At 63.8% G+C, this 20,183-nt stretch carries 21 protein-coding genes; 12 read left to right on the top strand and 9 right to left on the bottom strand.

Annotation, left to right across the window (positions count from 1 at the left end; translation table 11 throughout):
* The first annotated feature begins 142 nt into the window (after window positions 1-142).
* From carA to greA, 3 genes are all read left to right on the top strand, one after another.
* A complete protein-coding gene (gene carA / locus SARO_RS11225; RefSeq protein ID WP_011445875.1) occupies window positions 143-1,318 on the top strand; it encodes a glutamine-hydrolyzing carbamoyl-phosphate synthase small subunit in 1,176 nt (391 codons plus the stop codon).
* Window positions 1,319-1,389: 71 nt separating this feature from the next.
* Window positions 1,390-4,713, top strand: coding sequence for a carbamoyl-phosphate synthase large subunit (gene carB, locus SARO_RS11220; protein ID WP_011445874.1), 3,324 nt, complete (start codon window positions 1,390-1,392; stop codon window positions 4,711-4,713).
* Between the two features lie 131 nt (window positions 4,714-4,844).
* Window positions 4,845-5,321: a transcription elongation factor GreA gene (gene greA / locus SARO_RS11215; protein WP_011445873.1), complete on the top strand. Its 477-nt coding sequence runs from the start codon at window positions 4,845-4,847 to the stop codon at window positions 5,319-5,321.
* 88 nt (window positions 5,322-5,409) lie between these two features.
* Here the strand turns inward: greA and SARO_RS11210 are convergent, their stop codons facing one another.
* From SARO_RS11210 to SARO_RS11190, 5 genes are all read right to left on the bottom strand, one after another.
* Complete coding sequence (locus tag SARO_RS11210; protein ID WP_011445872.1) at window positions 5,410-5,631, bottom strand: DUF4170 domain-containing protein; 222 nt, start codon at window positions 5,629-5,631, stop codon at window positions 5,410-5,412.
* A gap of 86 nt (window positions 5,632-5,717) precedes the next feature.
* Window positions 5,718-6,218, bottom strand: a complete 501-nt coding sequence (locus tag SARO_RS11205; RefSeq protein ID WP_011445871.1) for a hypothetical protein — start codon at window positions 6,216-6,218, stop codon at window positions 5,718-5,720.
* A 1-nt stretch (window position 6,219) separates the two neighbouring features.
* Entirely contained in the window at window positions 6,220-6,504 is a 285-nt protein-coding gene (locus tag SARO_RS11200; RefSeq protein WP_011445870.1) for a hypothetical protein, read from the bottom strand.
* The gene (locus SARO_RS11195) at window positions 6,501-6,887 is read right to left on the bottom strand and encodes a phage holin family protein (RefSeq protein WP_011445869.1); all 387 of its coding nucleotides are present in this window, start codon (window positions 6,885-6,887) and stop codon (window positions 6,501-6,503) included. The genes SARO_RS11200 and SARO_RS11195 overlap by 4 nt, the downstream gene beginning before the upstream one ends.
* 20 nt (window positions 6,888-6,907) lie before the next feature.
* Window positions 6,908-7,498 (bottom strand): hypothetical protein, encoded by a 591-nt coding sequence (locus tag SARO_RS11190; protein ID WP_011445868.1) that lies wholly within the window; start codon window positions 7,496-7,498, stop codon window positions 6,908-6,910.
* A gap of 223 nt (window positions 7,499-7,721) precedes the next feature.
* Here SARO_RS11190 and eno point away from each other — a divergent pair, with 223 nt between their 5' ends.
* On the top strand, window positions 7,722-9,008 hold the full coding sequence (gene eno / locus SARO_RS11185; protein WP_011445867.1) for a phosphopyruvate hydratase: 1,287 nt from the start codon (window positions 7,722-7,724) through the stop codon (window positions 9,006-9,008).
* A 102-nt stretch (window positions 9,009-9,110) separates the two neighbouring features.
* Here the strand turns inward: eno and SARO_RS11180 are convergent, their stop codons facing one another.
* Complete coding sequence (locus tag SARO_RS11180; RefSeq protein WP_176929326.1) at window positions 9,111-9,644, bottom strand: MarR family transcriptional regulator; 534 nt, start codon at window positions 9,642-9,644, stop codon at window positions 9,111-9,113.
* A gap of 208 nt (window positions 9,645-9,852) precedes the next feature.
* Window positions 9,853-10,197, bottom strand: a complete 345-nt coding sequence (locus SARO_RS11175) for a hypothetical protein (protein WP_234007352.1) — start codon at window positions 10,195-10,197, stop codon at window positions 9,853-9,855.
* A gap of 59 nt (window positions 10,198-10,256) precedes the next feature.
* Here SARO_RS11175 and SARO_RS11170 point away from each other — a divergent pair, with 59 nt between their 5' ends.
* The 4 genes from SARO_RS11170 to SARO_RS11155 are packed head-to-tail and all read left to right on the top strand — an operon-like array spanning window position 10,257 to window position 13,531.
* On the top strand, window positions 10,257-11,345 hold the full coding sequence (locus tag SARO_RS11170) for a phosphotransferase family protein (protein ID WP_011445864.1): 1,089 nt from the start codon (window positions 10,257-10,259) through the stop codon (window positions 11,343-11,345).
* The gene (locus SARO_RS11165; RefSeq protein ID WP_011445863.1) at window positions 11,345-12,436 is read left to right on the top strand and encodes a hypothetical protein; all 1,092 of its coding nucleotides are present in this window, start codon (window positions 11,345-11,347) and stop codon (window positions 12,434-12,436) included. The genes SARO_RS11170 and SARO_RS11165 overlap by 1 nt, the downstream gene beginning before the upstream one ends.
* On the top strand, window positions 12,426-13,010 hold the full coding sequence (locus SARO_RS11160; RefSeq protein WP_011445862.1) for a DUF1214 domain-containing protein: 585 nt from the start codon (window positions 12,426-12,428) through the stop codon (window positions 13,008-13,010). Before SARO_RS11165 ends, SARO_RS11160 begins: the two co-directional genes overlap by 11 nt.
* On the top strand, window positions 13,007-13,531 hold the full coding sequence (locus SARO_RS11155; RefSeq protein ID WP_011445861.1) for a DUF1254 domain-containing protein: 525 nt from the start codon (window positions 13,007-13,009) through the stop codon (window positions 13,529-13,531). Before SARO_RS11160 ends, SARO_RS11155 begins: the two co-directional genes overlap by 4 nt.
* Window positions 13,532-13,534: 3 nt before the next feature.
* On the opposite strand, the gene ribH is transcribed toward SARO_RS11155, so the two are convergent.
* Window positions 13,535-13,954 carry a 6,7-dimethyl-8-ribityllumazine synthase gene (gene ribH / locus SARO_RS11150; protein WP_011445860.1) on the bottom strand — a complete coding sequence of 140 codons (420 nt, stop codon included), beginning with the start codon at window positions 13,952-13,954 and terminating at the stop codon, window positions 13,535-13,537.
* 377 nt (window positions 13,955-14,331) lie between these two features.
* Between ribH and SARO_RS11145 the strand changes: the two genes are divergently transcribed.
* The gene (locus tag SARO_RS11145) at window positions 14,332-17,247 is read left to right on the top strand and encodes a TonB-dependent receptor (RefSeq protein WP_011445859.1); all 2,916 of its coding nucleotides are present in this window, start codon (window positions 14,332-14,334) and stop codon (window positions 17,245-17,247) included.
* Window positions 17,248-17,314: 67 nt separating this feature from the next.
* Here SARO_RS11145 and SARO_RS11140 read toward each other — a convergent pair whose 3' ends face one another.
* Window positions 17,315-17,668, bottom strand: coding sequence for a putative quinol monooxygenase (locus SARO_RS11140; protein ID WP_011445858.1), 354 nt, complete (start codon window positions 17,666-17,668; stop codon window positions 17,315-17,317).
* A gap of 110 nt (window positions 17,669-17,778) precedes the next feature.
* Between SARO_RS11140 and SARO_RS11135 the strand changes: the two genes are divergently transcribed.
* From SARO_RS11135 to SARO_RS11125, 3 genes are all read left to right on the top strand, one after another.
* The gene (locus SARO_RS11135; protein ID WP_011445857.1) at window positions 17,779-18,135 is read left to right on the top strand and encodes an ArsR/SmtB family transcription factor; all 357 of its coding nucleotides are present in this window, start codon (window positions 17,779-17,781) and stop codon (window positions 18,133-18,135) included.
* On the top strand, window positions 18,119-18,643 hold the full coding sequence (locus SARO_RS11130; protein WP_011445856.1) for an SRPBCC family protein: 525 nt from the start codon (window positions 18,119-18,121) through the stop codon (window positions 18,641-18,643). The genes SARO_RS11135 and SARO_RS11130 overlap by 17 nt, the downstream gene beginning before the upstream one ends.
* A 190-nt stretch (window positions 18,644-18,833) precedes the next feature.
* Window positions 18,834-20,105: a tyrosine-type recombinase/integrase gene (locus tag SARO_RS11125; RefSeq protein ID WP_011445855.1), complete on the top strand. Its 1,272-nt coding sequence runs from the start codon at window positions 18,834-18,836 to the stop codon at window positions 20,103-20,105.
* The last annotated feature ends 78 nt before the right edge of the window (window positions 20,106-20,183 follow it).

Here is a 20,183-nt window from a genome sequence, read left to right as displayed (position 1 = left end):
GAGTTTGGCCCGCCAAAAGCGGGAAACCGCACATGTAGGGGAAACTTTCGGGAATCGCTAGGTTGACGCTGCGGCAATGCAGGTCTAGCAGCCGCCCCTTAGCAACATCGCCAGAACCCCTGCCAACGGAGCGCCCCATATCATGGCCGACCCCGCACTTTCGCACGCGCCTCAACCAGATGGCGCGACGGGAGTCCTTGTACTTGCCGATGGGTCTGTTGCCTGGGGACGTGGATTTGGCGCTGCTGGTGCGGCCGTTGGCGAGGTGTGCTTCAACACCGCGATGACCGGATACCAGGAAGTGATGACCGATCCGTCCTATGCGGGACAGGTCGTCACCTTCACTTTTCCGCACATCGGCAACGTCGGCACCAATCCGGACGACATGGAAAGCCATGACACGCCGGGCGCCGTGGGCTGCGTGGTGCGCGAGGACGTGACCGCGCCCGCCAACTTCCGCGCTGCCGGCACCTTCCAGCAGTGGATGGAGCAGCAGGGCAAGATCGGCATCTCCGGCCTCGACACCCGCGCGCTGACGCGCCGTATCCGCCTTTCAGGCGCGCCGAACGCGGTGATCGCGCACGATCCGAAGGGCCAGTTCGACATTCCCGCGCTGATCGAACGCGCGCGGTCCTGGCCCGGTCTCGAAGGCATGGACCTTGCCCGCGTCGTTACACGCGACGGGCAGGAAGCCTGGGAAGGCTCGGTCTGGCATCTGGGCGAGGGCTTCACCAAGCCCCAAGGCACTGGCCGTCCGCACGTCGTCGCCATGGATTTCGGCGCGAAGGACAACATTTTCCGCAATCTGGTGAAGGCCGGCGCGGACGTGACGATCGTGCCCGCCGAAACCAGCCTCGAGACGATCCTTTCGCTCAAGCCCGCAGGCGTGTTCCTGTCGAACGGTCCGGGCGACCCGGCGGCGACCGGCGCCTACGCCGTGCCGGTGATCCAGAAGCTGCTCGAGATGGACATGCCGGTTTTCGGCATCTGCCTCGGCCACCAGATGCTGGCGCTCGCCGCCGGTGCACGCACCACCAAGATGCACCAGGGCCACCGCGGTGCGAACCACCCGGTCAAGCGCATCGAGGACGGCGTCGTCGAGATCACCTCGATGAACCACGGCTTTGCTGTCGACAACGCGCCGGGCGCGCTGGGCGACAAGGTGATCGAAACTCACGTCTCGCTGTTCGACGGCTCGAACTGCGGTATCGCGGTCAAGGGCAAGAAGGCGTTCGGCGTGCAATACCACCCGGAAGCTTCGCCCGGCCCGCAGGACAGTTTCTACCTGTTCGAGAAGTTTGTAGCGTCGCTCGTTTGAGCGGCTGACCCAGAGTATTCCCTCCTCCGGCGCGACCGACACGCGACGGGGGCTGAAACACGAGAGCGATAATGCCCAAACGCACTGACATCTCCTCGATCCTGATCATCGGCGCCGGGCCGATCATCATCGGCCAGGCTTGCGAGTTCGATTATTCGGGCACGCAGGCGGTGAAGGCGCTCAAGGAAGAGGGCTATCGCATCATCCTGGTCAACTCGAACCCCGCGACGATCATGACCGATCCGGATATGGCGCACGCGACCTATGTCGAGCCGATCACGCCCGAAGTCGTCGCCAGGATCATCGAGAAGGAGCGCCCCGATGCGCTGCTCCCCACGATGGGCGGGCAGACCGCGCTCAACACCGCGCTCGCGCTGTTCAACGATGGCACGCTGGAAAAGTATGGCGTCCAGATGATCGGCGCCAATGCCGATGCGATCGACAAGGCCGAAGACCGCCAGCGCTTCCGCGAGGCGATGGACAAGATCGGCCTCGAATCCGCGCGTTCGGGCGTGGCACACACCATCGACGAAGCGCTTGAGGTTCTCGAGCGCACCGGCTTGCCCTCGATCATCCGCCCCAGCTTCACCATGGGCGGCACCGGCGGCGGCATTGCCTACAACAAGGAAGAGTTCGTCAAGATCGTGAAGGGCGGGCTCGAGGCCTCGCCCACCACCGAAGTCCTGATCGAGGAATCGCTCCTCGGCTGGAAGGAATACGAGATGGAGGTTGTCCGCGACAGGAAGGACAACGCCATCATCATCTGCTCGATCGAGAACGTCGATCCGATGGGCGTCCACACCGGCGACTCGATCACCGTCGCGCCCGCGTTGACGCTGACCGACAAGGAATACCAGATCATGCGCAACGCCAGCATCGCTGTGCTGCGCGAGATCGGTGTCGAGACCGGCGGTTCCAACGTGCAGTTCGCGGTCAACCCCGCCGACGGCCGCCTGATCGTGATCGAGATGAACCCGCGCGTCTCGCGCTCCTCGGCGCTGGCGTCGAAGGCCACCGGCTTCCCGATCGCCAAGGTCGCGGCCAAGCTCGCCGTGGGCTATACGCTCGACGAGATCATGAACGACATCACCGGGGCCACCCCGGCGGCGTTCGAGCCGACCATCGACTACGTCGTCACCAAGATCCCGCGCTTCGCGTTCGAGAAGTTCAAGGGCTCCGAACCGCTGCTCGGCACCGCGATGAAGTCGGTTGGCGAAGTCATGGCGATCGGCCGCAACATCAAGGAATCGATGCAGAAGGCCCTGCGCGGCCTCGAAACCGGCCTCGACGGCTTCAACCGCGTGGTCGAGCTGGAAGGCGCCAGCCGCGACGAGATCACCGCCGCGCTCGCCCGCGCCACGCCCGAACGCCTGCTGGTCATCGCCCAGGCCTTCCGCGAAGGCCTGTCTGTCGATGAAGTCCATGCGGTCACCAAGTACGAGCCCTGGTTCCTGCGCCACATCCACGAGATCGTGAGCGAGGAAAAGGCCATACAGCAGGACGGCTTGCCCAACGACGCCGCCGGCCTGCGCCGGCTCAAGGCGATGGGCTTTTCCGACAAGCGGCTGGCGACGCTCGCCGTGCGTTCGGTCGGTGTTGCGGGCGGGTTGGGCGAGACCCAGGCCAAGCGCTCGGGCCTGCTGCACGATACTTTGCGCGCCATGGCCGGTGCCACCAGCGAAGACGAGGTGCGCGCGCTACGCCACAAGCTCGGCGTGCGCCCGGTGTTCAAGCGCATCGATAGCTGCGCGGCCGAGTTCGAGGCGGTCACGCCCTATATGTACTCGACCTACGAAGGCGCGCTGTTCGGCGAGCCCGAGAACGAGGCGAACCCGTCCGACCGCAAGAAGATCGTGATCCTCGGCGGCGGCCCGAACCGCATCGGGCAGGGCATCGAGTTCGACTACTGCTGCTGCCACGCATGCTACGCGCTGGATGAGGCAGGGTTCGAGACCATCATGGTCAACTGCAACCCGGAAACCGTGTCGACCGACTACGACACTTCCGATCGACTCTACTTCGAGCCGCTGACGGCCGAGGACGTGCTGGAAATCCTCGCGGTCGAGCAATCGAAGGGCGAACTGGTCGGCGTGATCGTGCAGTTCGGCGGACAGACCCCGCTCAAGCTGGCGCAGGCGCTGCAGGATGCGGGCATCCCGATCCTCGGCACGTCGCCGGACTCGATCGACCTGGCCGAAGACCGCGAGCGCTTTGCCGCGCTGGTCGCCAGGCTCGGGCTCAAGCAGCCGGCCAACGGCATCGCCCGCAGCCGCGACGAGGCCGTCGCGGTGGCCAGTCGCATCGGCTATCCGGTTCTCATCCGTCCCAGCTATGTGCTTGGTGGCCGCGCGATGGAAATCGTCGACAGCCAGGCCCAGCTCGACGACTACATCGCCACCGCCGTTCAGGTCTCGGGTGACAGCCCGGTGCTGATCGACCAGTACCTGCGCGATGCGATCGAGTGCGACGTCGATGCGCTGGCCGATGGCGACGAAGTCACCGTCGCTGGCGTCATGCAGCACATCGAGGAAGCCGGCATCCACTCGGGCGACAGTGCCTGCACCCTGCCGCCTTACAGCCTGCCGGCCGAGATCGTGGCCGAGATGGAGCGCCAGGCGGTCCTTCTCGCGCGCGGCCTCGACGTGCGCGGTCTGATGAACATCCAGTTCGCGGTGAAGGACGGCGAGGTCTACCTGATCGAGGTCAACCCGCGCGCCAGCCGTACCGTGCCCTTCGTCGCCAAGGCCGTGGGCCAGCCCATCGCCAAGTTTGCAGCTCGCATCATGGCGGGTGAAAAGCTGACCGACCTCCCGCCGATCAAGCGCGAGATCGACTACATGGCGGTCAAGGAAGCTGTGTTCCCGTTTGCCCGTTTCCCCGGCATCGACCCGGTGCTTTCGCCCGAGATGAAGTCGACGGGCGAAGTCATGGGCATCGATGGAACCTTCGCGGTCGCCTTCGCCAAGTCGCAGCTCGGCGCGGGTGTGCGCCTGCCGCAGGGCGGGACGCTGTTCGTCTCGGTCAAGGATTCGGACAAGCCGGTGGTTCTGCCCGCCGTGCGCAAGCTGGCCGAACTGGGCTTCCGCATTGTCGCCACCGGCGGCACCGCTCGCTACCTTTCGGACGAGGGCGTGAACGTCGAGCGTGTGAACAAGGTGGCCGAAGGCCGTCCGCATATCGTCGATCGCATCATCGACGGCGAGATCGCCTTGATCTTCAACACCACCGAAGGTTGGCAGAGCCACAAGGACTCGCAGTCGATCCGCGCTTCGGCACTGGGGGCGAAGGTGCCGTACTTCACGACTGCCGCCGCATCGGTTGCAACAGTTGAGGCGATCGAGGCTCTGCGGACTGCCGAACTTGAAGTGCGTTCGTTGCAAGACTATTATGGCTGAACCTTATTAGTCCCCCGGCATTGTCGCAAAGGTGTCCGGCTCGACGCATTCGGCGTCGGTCGGCGGGGCCAGGTTTTCCCTTGGAAGCCGTAACGGCAACCAGGGGCGTGAGACAGGAAAGAGACTGACGGATGGCGAGTGTGGAAAAGCTGCCGATGCTTGCGGAAGGCTACGAGAAGCTGACTGCAGAGCTGAAAGCGCTGCGCGAGGAGCGCCCCCGGATCGTCGACGCGATCGAGGAAGCGCGCGCCCACGGCGATCTTTCCGAAAATGCGGAATACCATGCCGCCAAGGAGCGTCAGGGCCAGGTCGAGGCAACCATCGCCGATCTCGAGGATCGGGTAAGCCGTGCCCAGATCATCGATCCGACGACTCTGTCGGGCGACAAGATCATCTTCGGCGCGACCGTCACCCTGCTCGATGACGACGAAAAGCCGGTGAAGTACCAGATTGTCGGTCCTTACGAGGCCGATGCCAAGAAGGGCATGATCAGCTACAATTCGCCGCTGGGCAAGGCGCTGATCGGCCGCAAGGTCGATGAAGAAATCGAGGTCACCGTGCCTTCGGGCGACAAGTTCTATCTTGTCCAGAAGATCGAGTTCATCTGACGGCCGGAGTGCGGATCCAGCAGGATCGGCATCGATACCGGAGATAAAAAGCCCCGGATCGCTCCGGGGCTTTTTTTGATCGACTTGATCAGGCCTTGGGCAAGTCCGGCTCGAGCAGGCGGTGCAGGTGCACGATGACGTAGCGCATCTCTGCGTCGTCGACCGTCTTCTGCGCCGCGCTGCGCCACGCGTCTTCGGCGGCGGCGTAGTCCGGAAACACGCCTACGACGTCAATGGCTTTCAGATCGACGAATTCGAGGCCCTGCGGGTCCTTGACCCGACCGCCCATCACGAGGTGGAGCTTTTGCATTGGCGACTTTCCATTGGGGAGGATTCATATGCGCCACTGACAAAAACGCGAGCCTCGCGCAAGTCGACCAAAGACGTATGCGCCCCTTAGTGTTTCATTCTGGACGCAAGTTCGCCGACCTTCCGCAAGGCCAGTTCGCTGGCTTCCGCGGCGGCCGAGCGCGCGACTTCGGCCAGATCCACAGCCTTGCGCTTCGCGTCGCTGCTGCCTTCCGCAATCCGCTCGCCCACGGAACCGCTGACGTCGGCGATGCGACCGCCAACGGCACCGCCCATTTCCTCGACCTTGCTCAGGCCTTCGCGGCCGGCATCGGCGGCTCGCGTCGCGTAGTCGACGGCCAGCTTGCCAGCCACCGAAGCGAGGCCCGCCGCGCTCTTGCGCAGCCGGCCCGAGGTGGGAATGGCCTTTGCGATCAGTGCGCCGAGGAGAATGCCGGCGGCCAGTGAAGCCACGGGGTGTTCCTCGATCAGGCCCTTTACCGTTGCGACCGGATGGGCGTTCCGGGTGCGCTCGGCAAGACGGGTCTTGGCGGCATCAACCTTGTCACGGAGGCTGGCGTGATCTGCGTTGTCGATTTCTTCAGTCATATCAGTCTCCTCGGCGGAGGTAATCGAAACCTCGCTCTGCAAGGTCGGCGATCGGTCCCCTGAGGAACCATGCCGCCAGTGCCGCGACCGTTGCTCCGATCACCGCCTTGTTCTCGCTCGCCATGTCGCGAGCGGTGTCGATCATTTCAACGGCCTCGTCGACGGCCCGTTCCTTGAAGCGGGCGGGCGAGGCTTCGGTCCTGGCAAGCTCCACGTCGGCGCGGAACACGGCCAGGGCCTCGTCGCGCAAGGCCCTGGCGCTGGCAATGGACTCGGGCGTGGTCACGGCGTGGTTGTCTCCCTGATGCCGAGCGCCGCCTTGGCCTCGTTCATTCGCTTCACTGCCTTGGCAAGGCAGATAACCGTCAGGAGCAGCAGCGCTCCCCCGACGATGGCCAGCGCGCCCCACACCCCCACGTAGTGGGCAAGGGCGAGAAGGAGTCCAACGACCAGCGCGAGGAGCGTGAAGAACCCGAAGGCGAGGCCGAGGACGAGAAGGATCGCGGTCGCCTTCGCCTGGCCCAGGCCATAGGAAGCCTGGGCCTTGCGATAGGCTATCTCCGCTTCGAGCAGCGTCTGCCCATCCTCGATCATCGTCCGGACCGCGTCCGTCAGCGACGGCGCGACCGGCTCGACTGCCGGGCTTTGGTGTGAGTCCGTCGTTTTCATCGGACGTCGGCCCGCGGCCGTCAGTCGTCCGATCCGCCCGAGAGCATCCGGGCGATCGCGAAGCCGGCAACGGCGGCGATGCCGATGGCCACGCCCGGGCTCTTGCGCACGAATTCCTTCACGTCGTCGCCAAGCTCGTTGAGGTCCTTGGCCTCGAGCTTTGCGGCAGTTTCCTGGATCGAGCGGGCGGCGGTGCGGGCATAATCGCCGTACTGCACGCCAAGCTTTTCATCGATGGTGGCGGCGTTGTCGGAGATGGTCTTGCCCAGCGTGCTCAGCGCGTCACTGGCGCGGGTCTTGCCTTCCACGGCAAGCGCTGCGCCCTTCTCCTTGGCCTGGCCGGCATAGACCTTGGCTTCCTCCATCCAGTCGGTGGCGGTGCCGCCGACCTTGGCCTTGTAGGCGGCGCCCTTTTCCATCGCTTCGCCGCGCAGCGCTTCCGCGCCTGCCTTGGCTTCTTCGATGGCCTTGGAGAACCGGCCCTTGGCGCTGGTGTCCGCCGCCGCATCGGTGGCAACCGGAGCAGCCGCGGCTGCCGTCACGGTGTCGGCCTTGCGGGCGGTGGTGCGCTTCTTCGGGGCGTCGGCGGGGGTCATCGTCGTGTCGGCCATGTCTCGTTTCCCTTCGGCGTGTCGCGCGGCTGCGCCGCTACGATATGGGCGGTCCGCGCCATCTTGCTACCCCCGAACGCACAAAGGCAAGAGGCAAGGCAGCAACGCGAACCCGGATAGGTATGTTGCACTGCCAACGCGGCTTGCCTGTAGGGGTTCCAGCCGATAGGAGCCGCGCCAAACCTTGGCGTCTTTCCTATCGCCACACTGCAGGGAGCAGACCATGACCGCGATCATTGACATCCATGCACGCGAAATCCTCGACAGCCGCGGCAACCCGACCGTGGAAGTCGACGTGCTGCTGGAAGACGGCAGCTTCGGCCGCGCCGCCGTTCCTTCGGGCGCGTCCACCGGCGCGCATGAAGCGGTCGAACTGCGCGACGGCGACAAGGCACGCTACCTCGGCAAGGGCGTGACCAAGGCCGTCACCGCCGTGAACTCGGACATCGCCGAATGCATTCTTGGCCTGGACGCTGAAGACCAGCGCGACATCGATCTTGCCATGATCGAACTGGACGGCACCGAGAACAAGAGCCGCCTTGGCGCGAACGCCATCCTCGGCACCAGCCTTGCCGTGGCGAAGGCCGCCGCCGATGCGCGGGGCCTGCCGCTCTACAGCTACGTCGGCGGCGTTTCCGCGCATGTTCTGCCGGTGCCGATGATGAACATCATCAACGGCGGCGAGCATGCCGACAATCCGATCGACTTCCAGGAATTCATGATCATGCCGGTCGGCGCGCCCTCGCTCGCCGAAGCCGTGCGCTGGGGCGCGGAAGTGTTCCACACCCTGAAGAAGGGCCTGCACGAAAAGGGTCTTGCCACTGCCGTGGGCGACGAGGGCGGCTTCGCTCCCAACCTTGCCAGCACGCGCGACGCGCTCGACTTCGTGATGGCTTCGATCGAGAAGGCCGGTTTCAAGCCGGGCGAGGACATGATGCTCGCGCTCGACTGCGCGGCGACCGAATTCTTCAAGAACGGCAAGTACGAGATCAGCGGTGAAGGCCTCTCGCTCTCGCCCGACGCCATGGCCGACTACCTTGCCGCCCTGTGCGATGCCTATCCGATCATCTCGATCGAGGATGGCATGGGCGAGGACGATTTCGAGGGCTGGGCCGCGCTGACGGCCAAGGTCGGCAAGCGCGTGCAGCTCGTCGGTGACGACCTTTTCGTGACGAACCCGAAGCGCCTCGAGATGGGCATTGGCAAGGGGCTGGCGAACTCGCTGCTGGTCAAGGTCAACCAGATCGGGTCGCTCACCGAGACGCTCGAAGCTGTCAGCATCGCACAGCGCAACGGCTACACCGCCGTCATGTCGCACCGTTCGGGCGAGACCGAGGACGCGACCATCGCCGACCTCGCGGTTGCCACCAACTGCGGCCAGATCAAGACCGGTTCGCTCGCCCGTTCGGACCGTCTCGCCAAGTACAACCAGCTCATCCGCATCGAGGAAGAGCTGGGCGTCTCGGCGCGCTATGCCGGCAAGACCGCGTTCGGTCGCCTCGGCGCCTGACCGCGCTTCATTGCGAAACACGAAAAGGGCGGCCTCACGGGGCCGCCCTTTTTGCGTTTCGGACCTCGGGGCTCACGTGATCCGGGAGGATCGCGGTCGAGGCTATCGCGCCTTGCGCCAGGTGGTCGCGGCGTATTCCTCGTCGGGACGAAACTCTGCAGCCTGGCCGGAGAAGTAGGCGATCATCTTTTCGTAGCCTTCGGTCGAGAGACGGACGAAGACGCGGCGTGCGTCGGCCGTGTCGTTCTCGCGCACGATCAGGCCCTTTTCCTCAAGCACCGTGAGCCAGCGCAGGGCGGTGGTGGCGGGGACTGCCGCGCCGATGCAGGCGCTGGTGACGGGGAGGCGCTTGCGTTCCTTGGCTGCGATGAAAAGGTCCAGCAGGATGTCCCATGCCGGTTCCCCGAACAGGCTGGGATCCGAGAATACCTCGGCGCGGCGGCGTCGTTCGCGATAGGCGATGCGGGCAATTTCGGCCCACGCTGGGCTGTCCTTCGGCGGACGGCCGGGAGCGGTCTCTTCGATCCGGGCGTCATCTCCATGGAATTCGAGGTCATGCGCGAGTGCTAGAAGTTCGTTGGCAGTTGCGATCAGGCGGCGGGCGCGCGCTTTCAATTGATCCCTGTCCATCCGCATGATCCCCCTGTCCTGCGTTCCGTCCGCTGCCCCGAAACTCCGGGCGTGGAGAAGGGTATCGAGGTAGTTGCGTAAATCGACCAGAAGGGAACTTACTTAGTTGTTTTCCGCGATTTTGGAATCTATTCGAAATTTTGCAAATGAATACAATATGAAGTCCCTGGCTTTAAATCCATTTCCGTTTTTTGAGGATCCAATCTGGATTCAACTAACCCTTTTTCGGACCCTTATTGCTCGGTTCCGGATTTAGTAGGTAACGCCAGACGCCCCAGGCATTGACCAGCAGCAAGGCGCCGTTCTGGATGGTGATCGAAGCGGTGCCGTTGAGGATGCCGGACACGATCCACGAGATCGATACCGCGACAAAAAGGACGAAGCCCCAGCCGGTCCACCGCCTGCCAAGGTCCGCGGCCACCAGGCCTGCCGCTATTATGGTGCCGATCGCCGCAAACCATTCGAGTGCTCCATCCACCTTTTCGTTCTCCGCCAACGCTTGTCCTTGTGAACCGGCGGAGCGGGTGTCGCGTTCCATCGCGTTGACCTGATCGGTCAATTGCTGGTCTCTTCCAATGCGGGACGCTCTCTGCCAGCCTGCGAGGTGGGAGAGACGATATGGCTGATTTTCCGACGCGGCCCGACGAGGTCGACGCGGTCTGGCTCGAAGCGCGACTGGCCGATGCCGGCGTTCTGGATGGTGCCCGGATCGTCAAGGTGGAATGGCAATCCATCGGCACCGGGCAGGTCGGCGATACCGCGCGCTTCTCTCTGACCTATGATCGCCCGGCGCCGCTCGCGCCCGCCTCGGTGGCGGCCAAGTTTCCGTCAAGCGACCCGACAAGCCGGCAGACCGCCGCGTCGTTCTCGCTCTACAAGCGCGAGGTGAACTTCTACCGCGATGTCGCGGGCCTGATCGACATGCGCGTGCCTCGGGCCTACGCCGCCTTGCTCGACGACAACGGCTGCGATTTCGTGCTGCTGTTCGAGGATCTGGGGCCGTGCGAAGCGGGCAACCAGCTTTCCGGATGCGGGATCGACCAGGCGCGCGACGCGCTCCGGCAGGCGGCCGCTCTTCACGCCGCGACGCTGGACCACCCGGTCCTCGACAGCGAATGGTTGCAGACCGACCCACAGGCCAGCGCCATGCTGCGCGCGCTCTATCCACAGGCGCAGGCCATCTTTCGCGAGCGCTATGCCGATGCGCTCGACCCGGCGCTCATGGCGATCTGCGACGAACTCGATGAATGCGCCGACCTCTGGTTCGACCGCAAGCCTGCCCGCCGCAGCTTCCTTCACGGCGATTTCCGCCTCGACAATATGCTGTTCGGCATCCGGGACGGGCAGGAGCCGATCGCGCTGGTAGACTGGCAGACGGCTGCAGTGGGATGCGGCCTTACCGACATCGGCTATTTCATGGGCTGCGGCATCGGCTCCGGCCTGCGCCGCCCCCACGAGGCGGCCCTGCTCGACTTGTACTGCGCGGAGATGACGCGCCGCGGCGTTGCCATGACCCGTGACGAGATCATGGACGATTACCGCATCGGCGCGCTTCACGGCGTTTCGACCGCCGTGTTCAGTTCCGCCTTCGTCGTCCGCACCGAGCGGGGCGACGCCAATTTCCTCTCGATGGCGCGCGGCGCGTGCGAGCTTGCTCTCGAACACAACAGCCTCGGGGCCCTCAAGCGTCGGATGGAGAATGCGTGATGCTGAGCAAGGGTGACGATTTTCCGCTGCACCAGACGCCCGAACCGGTCGCCTATGCCGGGACCGACCGCAACTTCTACGACCGCTACTTCTTCAACGGCTATGCGCCCGATGGCTCCGGCTTCTTCGCGGTGGCGCTGGGCATATACCCGCACCTCAACGTCGCCGACGCGCACTTCTCGTGCATCCGCGACGGCGTACAGTACAATCTCCACGCCTCGCGCGAACTGAACATGGAGCGGCTCGACCTTGCGGTGGGGCCGATCACGATAGAAGTGGTGGAGCCGCTCAGAAGCCTGCGCGTGAAGGTCGCGGGCGAGGGCATCGCCGCCGAACTGACTTTCACCGGCCGGGCTTTCCCAATCGAGGAGCCGCGCTTCACCTACCGCATCGGTCCGCGCACCTTCATGGACTACACCCGCCTGACGCAGAACGGCCACTATGCCGGCTGGATCGAGGTCGACGGCAAGCGCATCGACCTTGCCCCCGGCACTACCGGTACGCGCGATCGCAGCTGGGGCGTCCGTCCGGTTGGCGCCTCGGACGCCCAGCCGCACGGCCACAACGTCGTCAGCAGCTTCTTCTGGCAGTGGACGCCGGTGAACCTGCCCGGCCGCAGCCTGTTCTTCCACGTCAACGCCGACCGCCATGGCGCCCCGTGGAACACGCGCGCGGTCATCGCGCCCGACGGTGCCGCGCACGACGGCTTCTTCGAAACGCCGTCGGCCACGATGGCCTCCCCGATGCAGCCCGGCACGCGCTGGCCGGCAGGCGGGACGCTGACCATACAGCGGCCCGAAGGCCCGCTTTCGCTGACCTTTGAGCCCATCGTCCGGTTCCAGATGCGCGGGCTCGGCTATACTAGCCCGAAGTGGGGCCACGGCCTCTACCACGGCCCGCTCGCGGTGGAGCGCGAGGATCTGGTCCTCGCCGAACTCGATCCGATGGCGCAGACGCTTGAAAACCTCCACGTCCAGATCATCTCGCGCGTGACCACGAGCGATGGCGAGACGGGCATCGGCGGGTTCGAGCAGCTCGTGATCGGCCCGTACGAGCCCTGGGGCCTCAAGGAGTATTTCGATGCGGGCTAGCGTCAAGCTGGCCGGGATCGTCTTGTTGGGGCTTGCCGCCGGCTCCGCATCCGCGCTCGTGTCGATGAAGCACTTCGGCATGGGCGGGGAAGAACATCAGGGCTGGACCGGAAGCCGGGTGACCGGATCGGTCGATGCGGGCCCCTTGCTGCGCGCGCGGGTGGCGCTGACCGGCCTCCTGGCGCTCAATCGCAGCCAGGCGATATACTTCACGCGCAAGGTGGACGATCTGGGTGAGCCGCTGCGCGAGGATTGCCGCTATCGCCTGTCCGGCGGGCCGCTGCCGGGGCGCTGGTGGTCGATCACCGCCTATGCCGCCGACGACTACCTGCCGCAGAACGATGACGACGCGCTGTCGGTCGATGCATCCGAAGTGCGCCCCGATGCGCGGGGGCAGTGGCAAGCCGAAGCGGGGCCGAGCCCTGGGCCCGGCATGCCGTGGCTCTCCACGCGCAAGGCCGGAAATTTCGACCTGACCCTGCGTATCTACAACCCGGCTCCCGCCGCGCAGGAGGACTTCGCCACCATTGCCTTTCCCAGGGTAGAGCGCATTTCGTGCGGAGAGCCGGCGTGAGGCCCGGTGCACGGTATCTGCTGGCCTTCGTCGCAGCCGTGACCGTAGGCCACGTGGGCACCATCCTGGGCGCGCCCTACGTGATCATGCACGGGGCGATGAAGAAACTTTCGGAACAGGGCAGGCTGGTCAACGCCTTCCGCTTTTCCGACCGCACCACGTCCGCCTCGCGCTGGGTGGTGCGGCCGTCGCCTGATCTGGCCTATGCGAGCTGCGTCTATGACCTGTCGGACGGCCCGATCCTGGTCGATGTGCCTGCGAGCCCGGACGGCGGTTATGTCTCGGTGTCGGTCTTCGCCGGCAATACCGACAACGTTGCGGTGATGGATTCCATCCGCAGCCCCGGCGGCATCCGCTTCGTGCTGATGCGCGAGGGCGGCGATGCGCCGGCTGGCCTGCCGGTTGTCCGCGCCCCGACCGCGCGGGGCATCATTCTCGATCGAAGGCTTGCCCCGACCCAGGCCGCGTTCGAGGCTGCCGACAAGGCGCGCCGCGGTGACCGCTGCGCGCCTCTGGGTTGAGCCTCAGCTCCAGCGTTCGCGCAGCGCGAGGAGGGCGAGGGCGGCCTTGGCAGCCTCGCCGCCCTTGTCCTTCTGCTTCGGGTCGGCGCGGACGAGGGCCTGGGCTTCGTTTTCGACCGTGAGAATGCCGTTGCCGATTGCAACGCCGTCCATCGTCAGTGCCATGATGCCGCGTGCGCTTTCGCCGGCGACGATCTCGAAGTGATACGTTTCGCCGCGGATGACGACGCCGATGGCAACATAGCCGTCATAGTCTTCCGACTGGTCGGCGAGCGCGATCGCGCCCGGAATTTCAAGGGCGCCCGGCACGGTGATGACTTCGACCTCGTGCCCGGCTTCCTTGAGCGCGGCCTTGGCTCCGGCGACGAGCATGTCGTTCAGGTGATCGTAGAACCGGGCTTCGACGATGAGGAACTTGGCCATGGGAAACTGTCCTTGGAAATTTCGGCCCAGCGCCGATGAAGGGATGGCGATGCCTCTAGGCAACGTGTTGCGTCTTTGCCAGCCTGATGACCCGAGTCACACGATGCAATGTTCGCGAGACCCTTCGCCACTTCGTCGACAATGGTGTGATTCGGCTGTTTTCACATTCTGATGTGCTTTGCAAGCGGTGAACAGACACTGCGATGATATGCATTTTCATGCCGAACGCGCTATTTCGGTCACATGTGAAACGGCTTTCCCCTACGGAAAGCCGTAGATTTAATTATACGGTTGACAAAGAATCAGGTCCGATATGTCCTGTCCTCCAGGTAGCCCGCGATGAATGACGGGCACCGCTGGAGAGAGAGGTCTGTGCAATGAGGGGCAAGCTTTCCCTGCTGGCCGGCGTGTGCGTAGCGGCCATTTCCACCCCCGTATTCGCCCAGTCGGCGAACGAGAATGTGGGTCTTGAAGAAATCATCGTTACTGCGCAAAGGCAGGCGCAATCGCTTCAGGCCGTGCCTATCGCGGTGTCCGCATTCTCGGCGGAGAACCTCGAGAAGCAGCAGATCCAGAACTCTTCCGATCTTCAGCTCTCGCTGCCGAACGTAACCTTCACCAAGACCAACTTCACCTCCTCCAGCTTCACCATCCGCGGCATCGGCGACCTTTGCGTCGGCGTCTCGTGCGATGCCGCCACGGGCATCCACCTGAACGACATGCCGATGGTATCGAGCCGCCTGTTCGAAACCGAATTCTTCGATCTCGAACGCATCGAAGTTCTGCGCGGTCCGCAGGGCACCCTGTTCGGGCGCAACGCCACTTCCGGCGTGGTCAACATCATCACCGCCAAGCCTGATCTTTCCGGCTTCGGCGCGTCGGGCGAGGCCGACTACGGCAAGTACAATTCGGTCCGCGTCAAGGGCATGATCAACGTTCCGCTGGGCGAAACGCTCGGCGTGCGCGTTGCGGGCATGTACACAAAGCGCGATGGTTACACCTACAACATCGGCTCCAACAGCCGCATCGACGGTCGCGACATGTACGCCCTGCGCGGCTCGCTGCGCTGGGAGCCGAGCCCGGATACCACCATCGACCTTTCGGCTTACTACTTCCGCGAGAAGGACAGCCGCAGCCGCGTCCAGAAGCAGCTCTGCCATCGCGACCCGACCGGCATACTTGGTTGCTTGCCCGACAAGCTGGCCAACGAGACAACCAACGCGGACTCGACCCTCGCGGCACTGCTGACGTCGAAGGAATTTTTCGGCATTGCCGTTGCACCGAGCTTTGCTGCGCTCGGCCTCGGCAGCATCTATGGCGACGACGGCGACAATTTCTCGGGCGCGGTCAATCCGTCCGACGTTCGTACCGTCAACATCGACTACCTGCCGACCTACTTCGCCGAGGAAGAAGTCTACCAGGGCAAGCTCCAGCAGGCTCTCGGCAACAACCTGACGTTGAATGTCACCGCTGGCTATTCGCGCAACGAGGTTCGCAGCCGTACCGACTACAACCTCGCGACCGAGCGCAGTCTCGTCGGCAACGCGGGCCTCTATGCCCTCGCGGCCTTCGCGCAGAGCCCGACCCTGGGCTTTGCCTTCGCGCCTATCGCGGCTCGCCTCATCCCTAACGGCCCGACCGGCCAGATCTGCCAGTCCGACATCGACCCCAACAACGTTGGTGTCTTCGGCGCGGGCAACAAGGCGATCTGCGCGAACACCTCGCTCGACTTCGATGAATCGAGCCAGACCTACCAGCAGTACGCTGCCGAAGCGCACATCGACTCCGACTTCGACGGCATGTTCAACTTCCTGATCGGCGCGAACTACCTGCGCGGCGTGACGACGAACAACAGCTACTACGTCAACTCGTTCGGTCTGGACTACGCATCGGGCCTGCTCGGTGCTGCGGCGGCGACGACCGGCGCCTTCGGTGCCAATGCGGTGTTCCGTCCTTCGCCGTTCTTCCGCAGCAACACCGACAAGGGCACGCTCGACAGCTACGGCATCTTTGGTGAGACCTACTTCAAGTTCAACGACAAGATTAAGCTCACCCTCGGCCTGCGCTACAACCACGACAAGAAGTTCACCCGAGCCCGCACCACCTTGTTGAGCGACGGCCTGTCGAGCGAATTCGCAGGTGGCAACGCAATCTATGCGCTGGTCGGGGCGGCCTCGCTCGAGGATGCTCTGAACTGGGCCACTGCCGACTTCGACAAGGGCACGGATGACGTCCAGGCCTTCCAGGAACGCTCGGTCAGCTTCGGTCGCATGACCGGCCGCGCGGTGCTGGATGTCCAGCTCACGCCCGACAACCTGCTCTACCTGTCCTACTCGCGTGGGTACAAGTCGGGCGGCATCAATCCGCCGCTCTCGGTCGGGTCGGTCAACGACTCGTTCAAGCCGGAATCGGTCGATGCCTTCGAAATCGGTTCCAAGAACCGCTTCGGCGCGCTGCAGCTCAACCTCTCGGCGTTCTACTACCGCTACAAGGATCTTCAGCTCAGCCGCATCACCGCGCGCACTTCGGTCAACGACAACATCGATGCCAACATCTACGGCGTCGAGGCCGAAGCGATCATGGCGCCCACGCGCAACCTGCTGGTCAATTTTTCGGCCAGCTACCTCAAGACCAAGGTCGTCGGGGACCAGTTCTTCGTCGACACCCGCGACGTTTCGGCGGGCCGTTCGGACACGGTGATCATCAAGGACATCACCCTCGGCTCGAACTGCGCGGTTACCGGGGCAAGCGCGGCGGCGGCCAATGCCTTCGTCAACACCATCAATAGCGGGGTCGGGCTGCGCGGCACGACGCCGATCCCCGGCACCAACACCACCGGTGCCTTCTCGATCTGCGGCGTTCTGGCAACCCAGGCCGCGGCGGTCGGCAGTGCATTCGGCGGCATCACCGTCAGCTCGGGCATCGAAAAGAACGTGCGCGGCAACCAGCTCCCGCAGGCCCCTGAATTCAAGTGGTCGGCGGGCATCCAGTACACGCTCGAACTGGGCGGGATGACCCTCGTTCCGCGCTTCGACATCAACTACACGGGTGAAAGCTACGGCACGATCTTCAACGGCAACATCAACCGGATCAAGGGCTACGAGGTGATGAACGCCCAGATCCAGCTGAATGGCCGTGACGACCGCTGGTTCCTGCGCGGCTACATCCAGAACATCGGCAACAACAACGCCACGACCGGCCTCTACGTGACCGACCAGTCCTCGGGCCTGTTCACCAACATCTTCACGCTGGAACCGCGCCGCTACGGCGTCGCGGCCGGGTTCAAGTTCTGATCCGGCGATAACCAGGCGCGAAAACACTGCGCCGGGGCCCCATGGGCTCCGGCGCTTCCTTTTGGGGTCAGTCGAACTCGGCGCGAGGGGTGCCGCTGCCGTCGTAGACCGGCTGCTTGGCGACGACGCGGTACTTGTCCACTTCCGCTCCCGTCATCCCGGCCTGTCCCAGATAGTCGGCCATCGCGCGGTAGAGCGGGCCGGCAAGGTGGTCTGCCAGCGCGCGGGTGCTTTCCCATTCCTCGTAGACCCACACGCGCGACGGCTTCAGCGGGTCGGCATTCCAGACGTAATGGATGCAGCCCGGCTCGTCATAGGTCGGCAGGATGAACTGCTTTCCCCCGCGCACCACTTCCGCCGCGTCCTTGCCGTCGAAATCGATCCAGCCCCACAGGGTAATCCGCTCCATCGCCTGCTCCATCTTTCGTTTGCCGGCAAAGCGGTAGGCCGGTTCACCCCTTTGCGGAATTGACCTTTGCGTCAGGCACGGCGCTTGCGCCGCAGGCATCGTCGCGCTAAACACTGAACCATATGGTTCAGTGTTTAGCATCTTCTCTCGATCGCTCCTTCGCGGCGCTGTCCGATGGGACCCGCCGCGACATCATCGATCAGCTCGGCCAGGCCGAAGCGTCGGTCACCAGCCTTGCTGACCGTTTCCGGATGACGCCTACGGGCATGAAGAAGCATCTCCAGGTGCTGGAACGGGCAGGGCTCGTCGTTACCCGCAAGGTCGGGCGCGTCAGGATATGCAGGCTCGGCACGCGCGGGCTCGATGCGGAGGCGGCGTGGATCGAGGCGCACCGCAAGCTGTTCGAAGCCCGCTTTGAGGCACTGGACGGGATTCTCGGTGAAATGAAAGCGGAGGAACGCGATGGACAGTCAGTCTGAAAATGGAAGCGGCGCGGGCAACCGCACATCGATCGAGCGCAGGGGCGATCGCGAGCTCGTCGTGACGCGGACATTCGATGCGCCGCGCGCGATGGTCTACCGCGCGTGGAGCGAGCCTGAGCTGTTCCGGCGCTGGTGGATGCCCAAATCCGCAACCGGCGTCACGCTCGTCTCGTGCGACATGGATGTGCGCACCGGCGGCAAGTACCGGCTGGAATTCAGCACCGGCGGTCCGCAAACAATGGCCTTCTACGGCAAGTACCTCGACGTCGTGCCGAACGAGCGGATCGTCTGGACCAATGACGAGGGCGAGGCCGACGCGGGCGAGAAAGGCGCGATCACCACGGTCACCTTCGAGGACCATGGCAGCCAGACGCTGCTGCGCTTCCACGAAGTCTATCCGACAGCAGAGGCGCTCGAGGAGGCGCTGCAAGGCTCCGCCGCCGCATTGCCCGAGCAATTCGACCAGCTAGGCGAAGTGCTGTCCGGCTCGGGAGGCAAGCAGTGAAGCGATGGGAAAGGTGGTGGACGCACTAGGGCTCGAACCTAGGACCCGCTGATTAAGAGCCATGATCAGAGGGTCCTAGCGCGTCCGCATGGGTCCAAAAATGGCGGAAATCTGCCATTCATAGTCCGCATTGTTCTTGAAATGTTCGCCAGTATCCACTACAAAAAGCTACCTAAGGTAGCAGGTACATATGGCGAACAAAGTAGGTTTGACGGATGCAAAGATCGCAGGGCTGAAGGCGCCTGCTGCGGGTCAGATTGAGCTCGCCGATGGCATCGTACCCGGTCTTAGGCTCCGCATGGGCGCCAGTGGTATCAAGACGTACATTCTGCGCAAGCGGGTTCAGGGCAAATGGCTGAATGTGACAATCGGACGTCATGGGCCAAGCTTTACACTGGCCCATGCTCGCAAGAAGGCGCGCGATCTGCTCGTGGATGTCGAGCAGGGCAAGAGCATCGCTAGAAAAGCGGGCGCAAAGAGGAAGGGATCAAAAGGCGTCGGGACAGTCGCGGAGCTCTACGAGACGTACCTCGCTCAGCAGATCGAGGGCAAAAAGCGGAGCGCGAGGGAGTTCGATCGAGTGTTCCGAAAATACATCGAGCCCGAGATTGGAGACCGGCTCGCGGACTCCATAACCCGAAGTGACGTGAGCCGCTTCGTTGAGAAAATTGCGTTCGAGCGGGGCAAGGAAACCCTGACGATGGCGCGGATCGTGTATCGCCACCTTTCAACTTTCTACACTTGGGCCCTCACCAGATTGGAGCATATGCCCGCCAATCCTTGCCGGGATGCATGGCGGCCGAAGCGGAATGAGCCTCGCGACCGTGTACTCAGCGACCGTGAGCTTGCTGCGCTGTGGCAATCTGCGGTCGAGGATGGCTATCCGTTCGGCCATCTCGTGCAGATGCTAATCCTTACGGCTCAACGCAGAGGTGAAGTGCTTGATGCCGCGTGCGACGAGTTCGACTTCAAAGCCAAGGTCTGGACCGTCCCAGGTGATCGAGCAAAAAACGGCAAGGCCAATGTGGTGCCAATATCCGCTCAGGCTCTTGGAGTGATCACCGAGATATTCCGGGCTGCCGGGATTGACCCCGATGACGCCCACAAACAATCCCAGATCCTGTTGGCTTCGAAGGTCACCAATACGAACAGTGTCAGCGGACTATCCAAGGCCTGGAAGCGGATCAGAGCAAGCGTGGACGAGAAGCTCGGCTACGAAGCCGGACACTTCACAATGCATGATATTCGACGGACGGTGGCGACCGGCCTCCAGCGTCTTGGCATACCGTTGGTGGTTTCTGAGGCGGTCCTGAATCACCAATCAGGATCAGCTATGGCTGGCGTCGCTGGGGTCTATCACCGTCACCAGTATACCAACGAGAAACGGGAGGCGTTGGCGCTGTGGGGTAAGGAGGTAATGCAGATTGCAGCCAAGTACCCAGTCGAAGTCAAAGACGGCTGATCTCACAGGGGGTCGCAACCGCTGCAAATCCGCCCAGCTAGAAACCGCAGGATGATGGGCCGTGCTCTGGCCATCGTG

This window comes from Novosphingobium aromaticivorans DSM 12444, assembly GCF_000013325.1.
Taxonomy (GTDB): domain Bacteria; phylum Pseudomonadota; class Alphaproteobacteria; order Sphingomonadales; family Sphingomonadaceae; genus Novosphingobium; species Novosphingobium aromaticivorans.
Note: the sequence above shows the minus strand (reverse complement) of the source record. Positions and strands in the feature narration are given on the sequence as shown.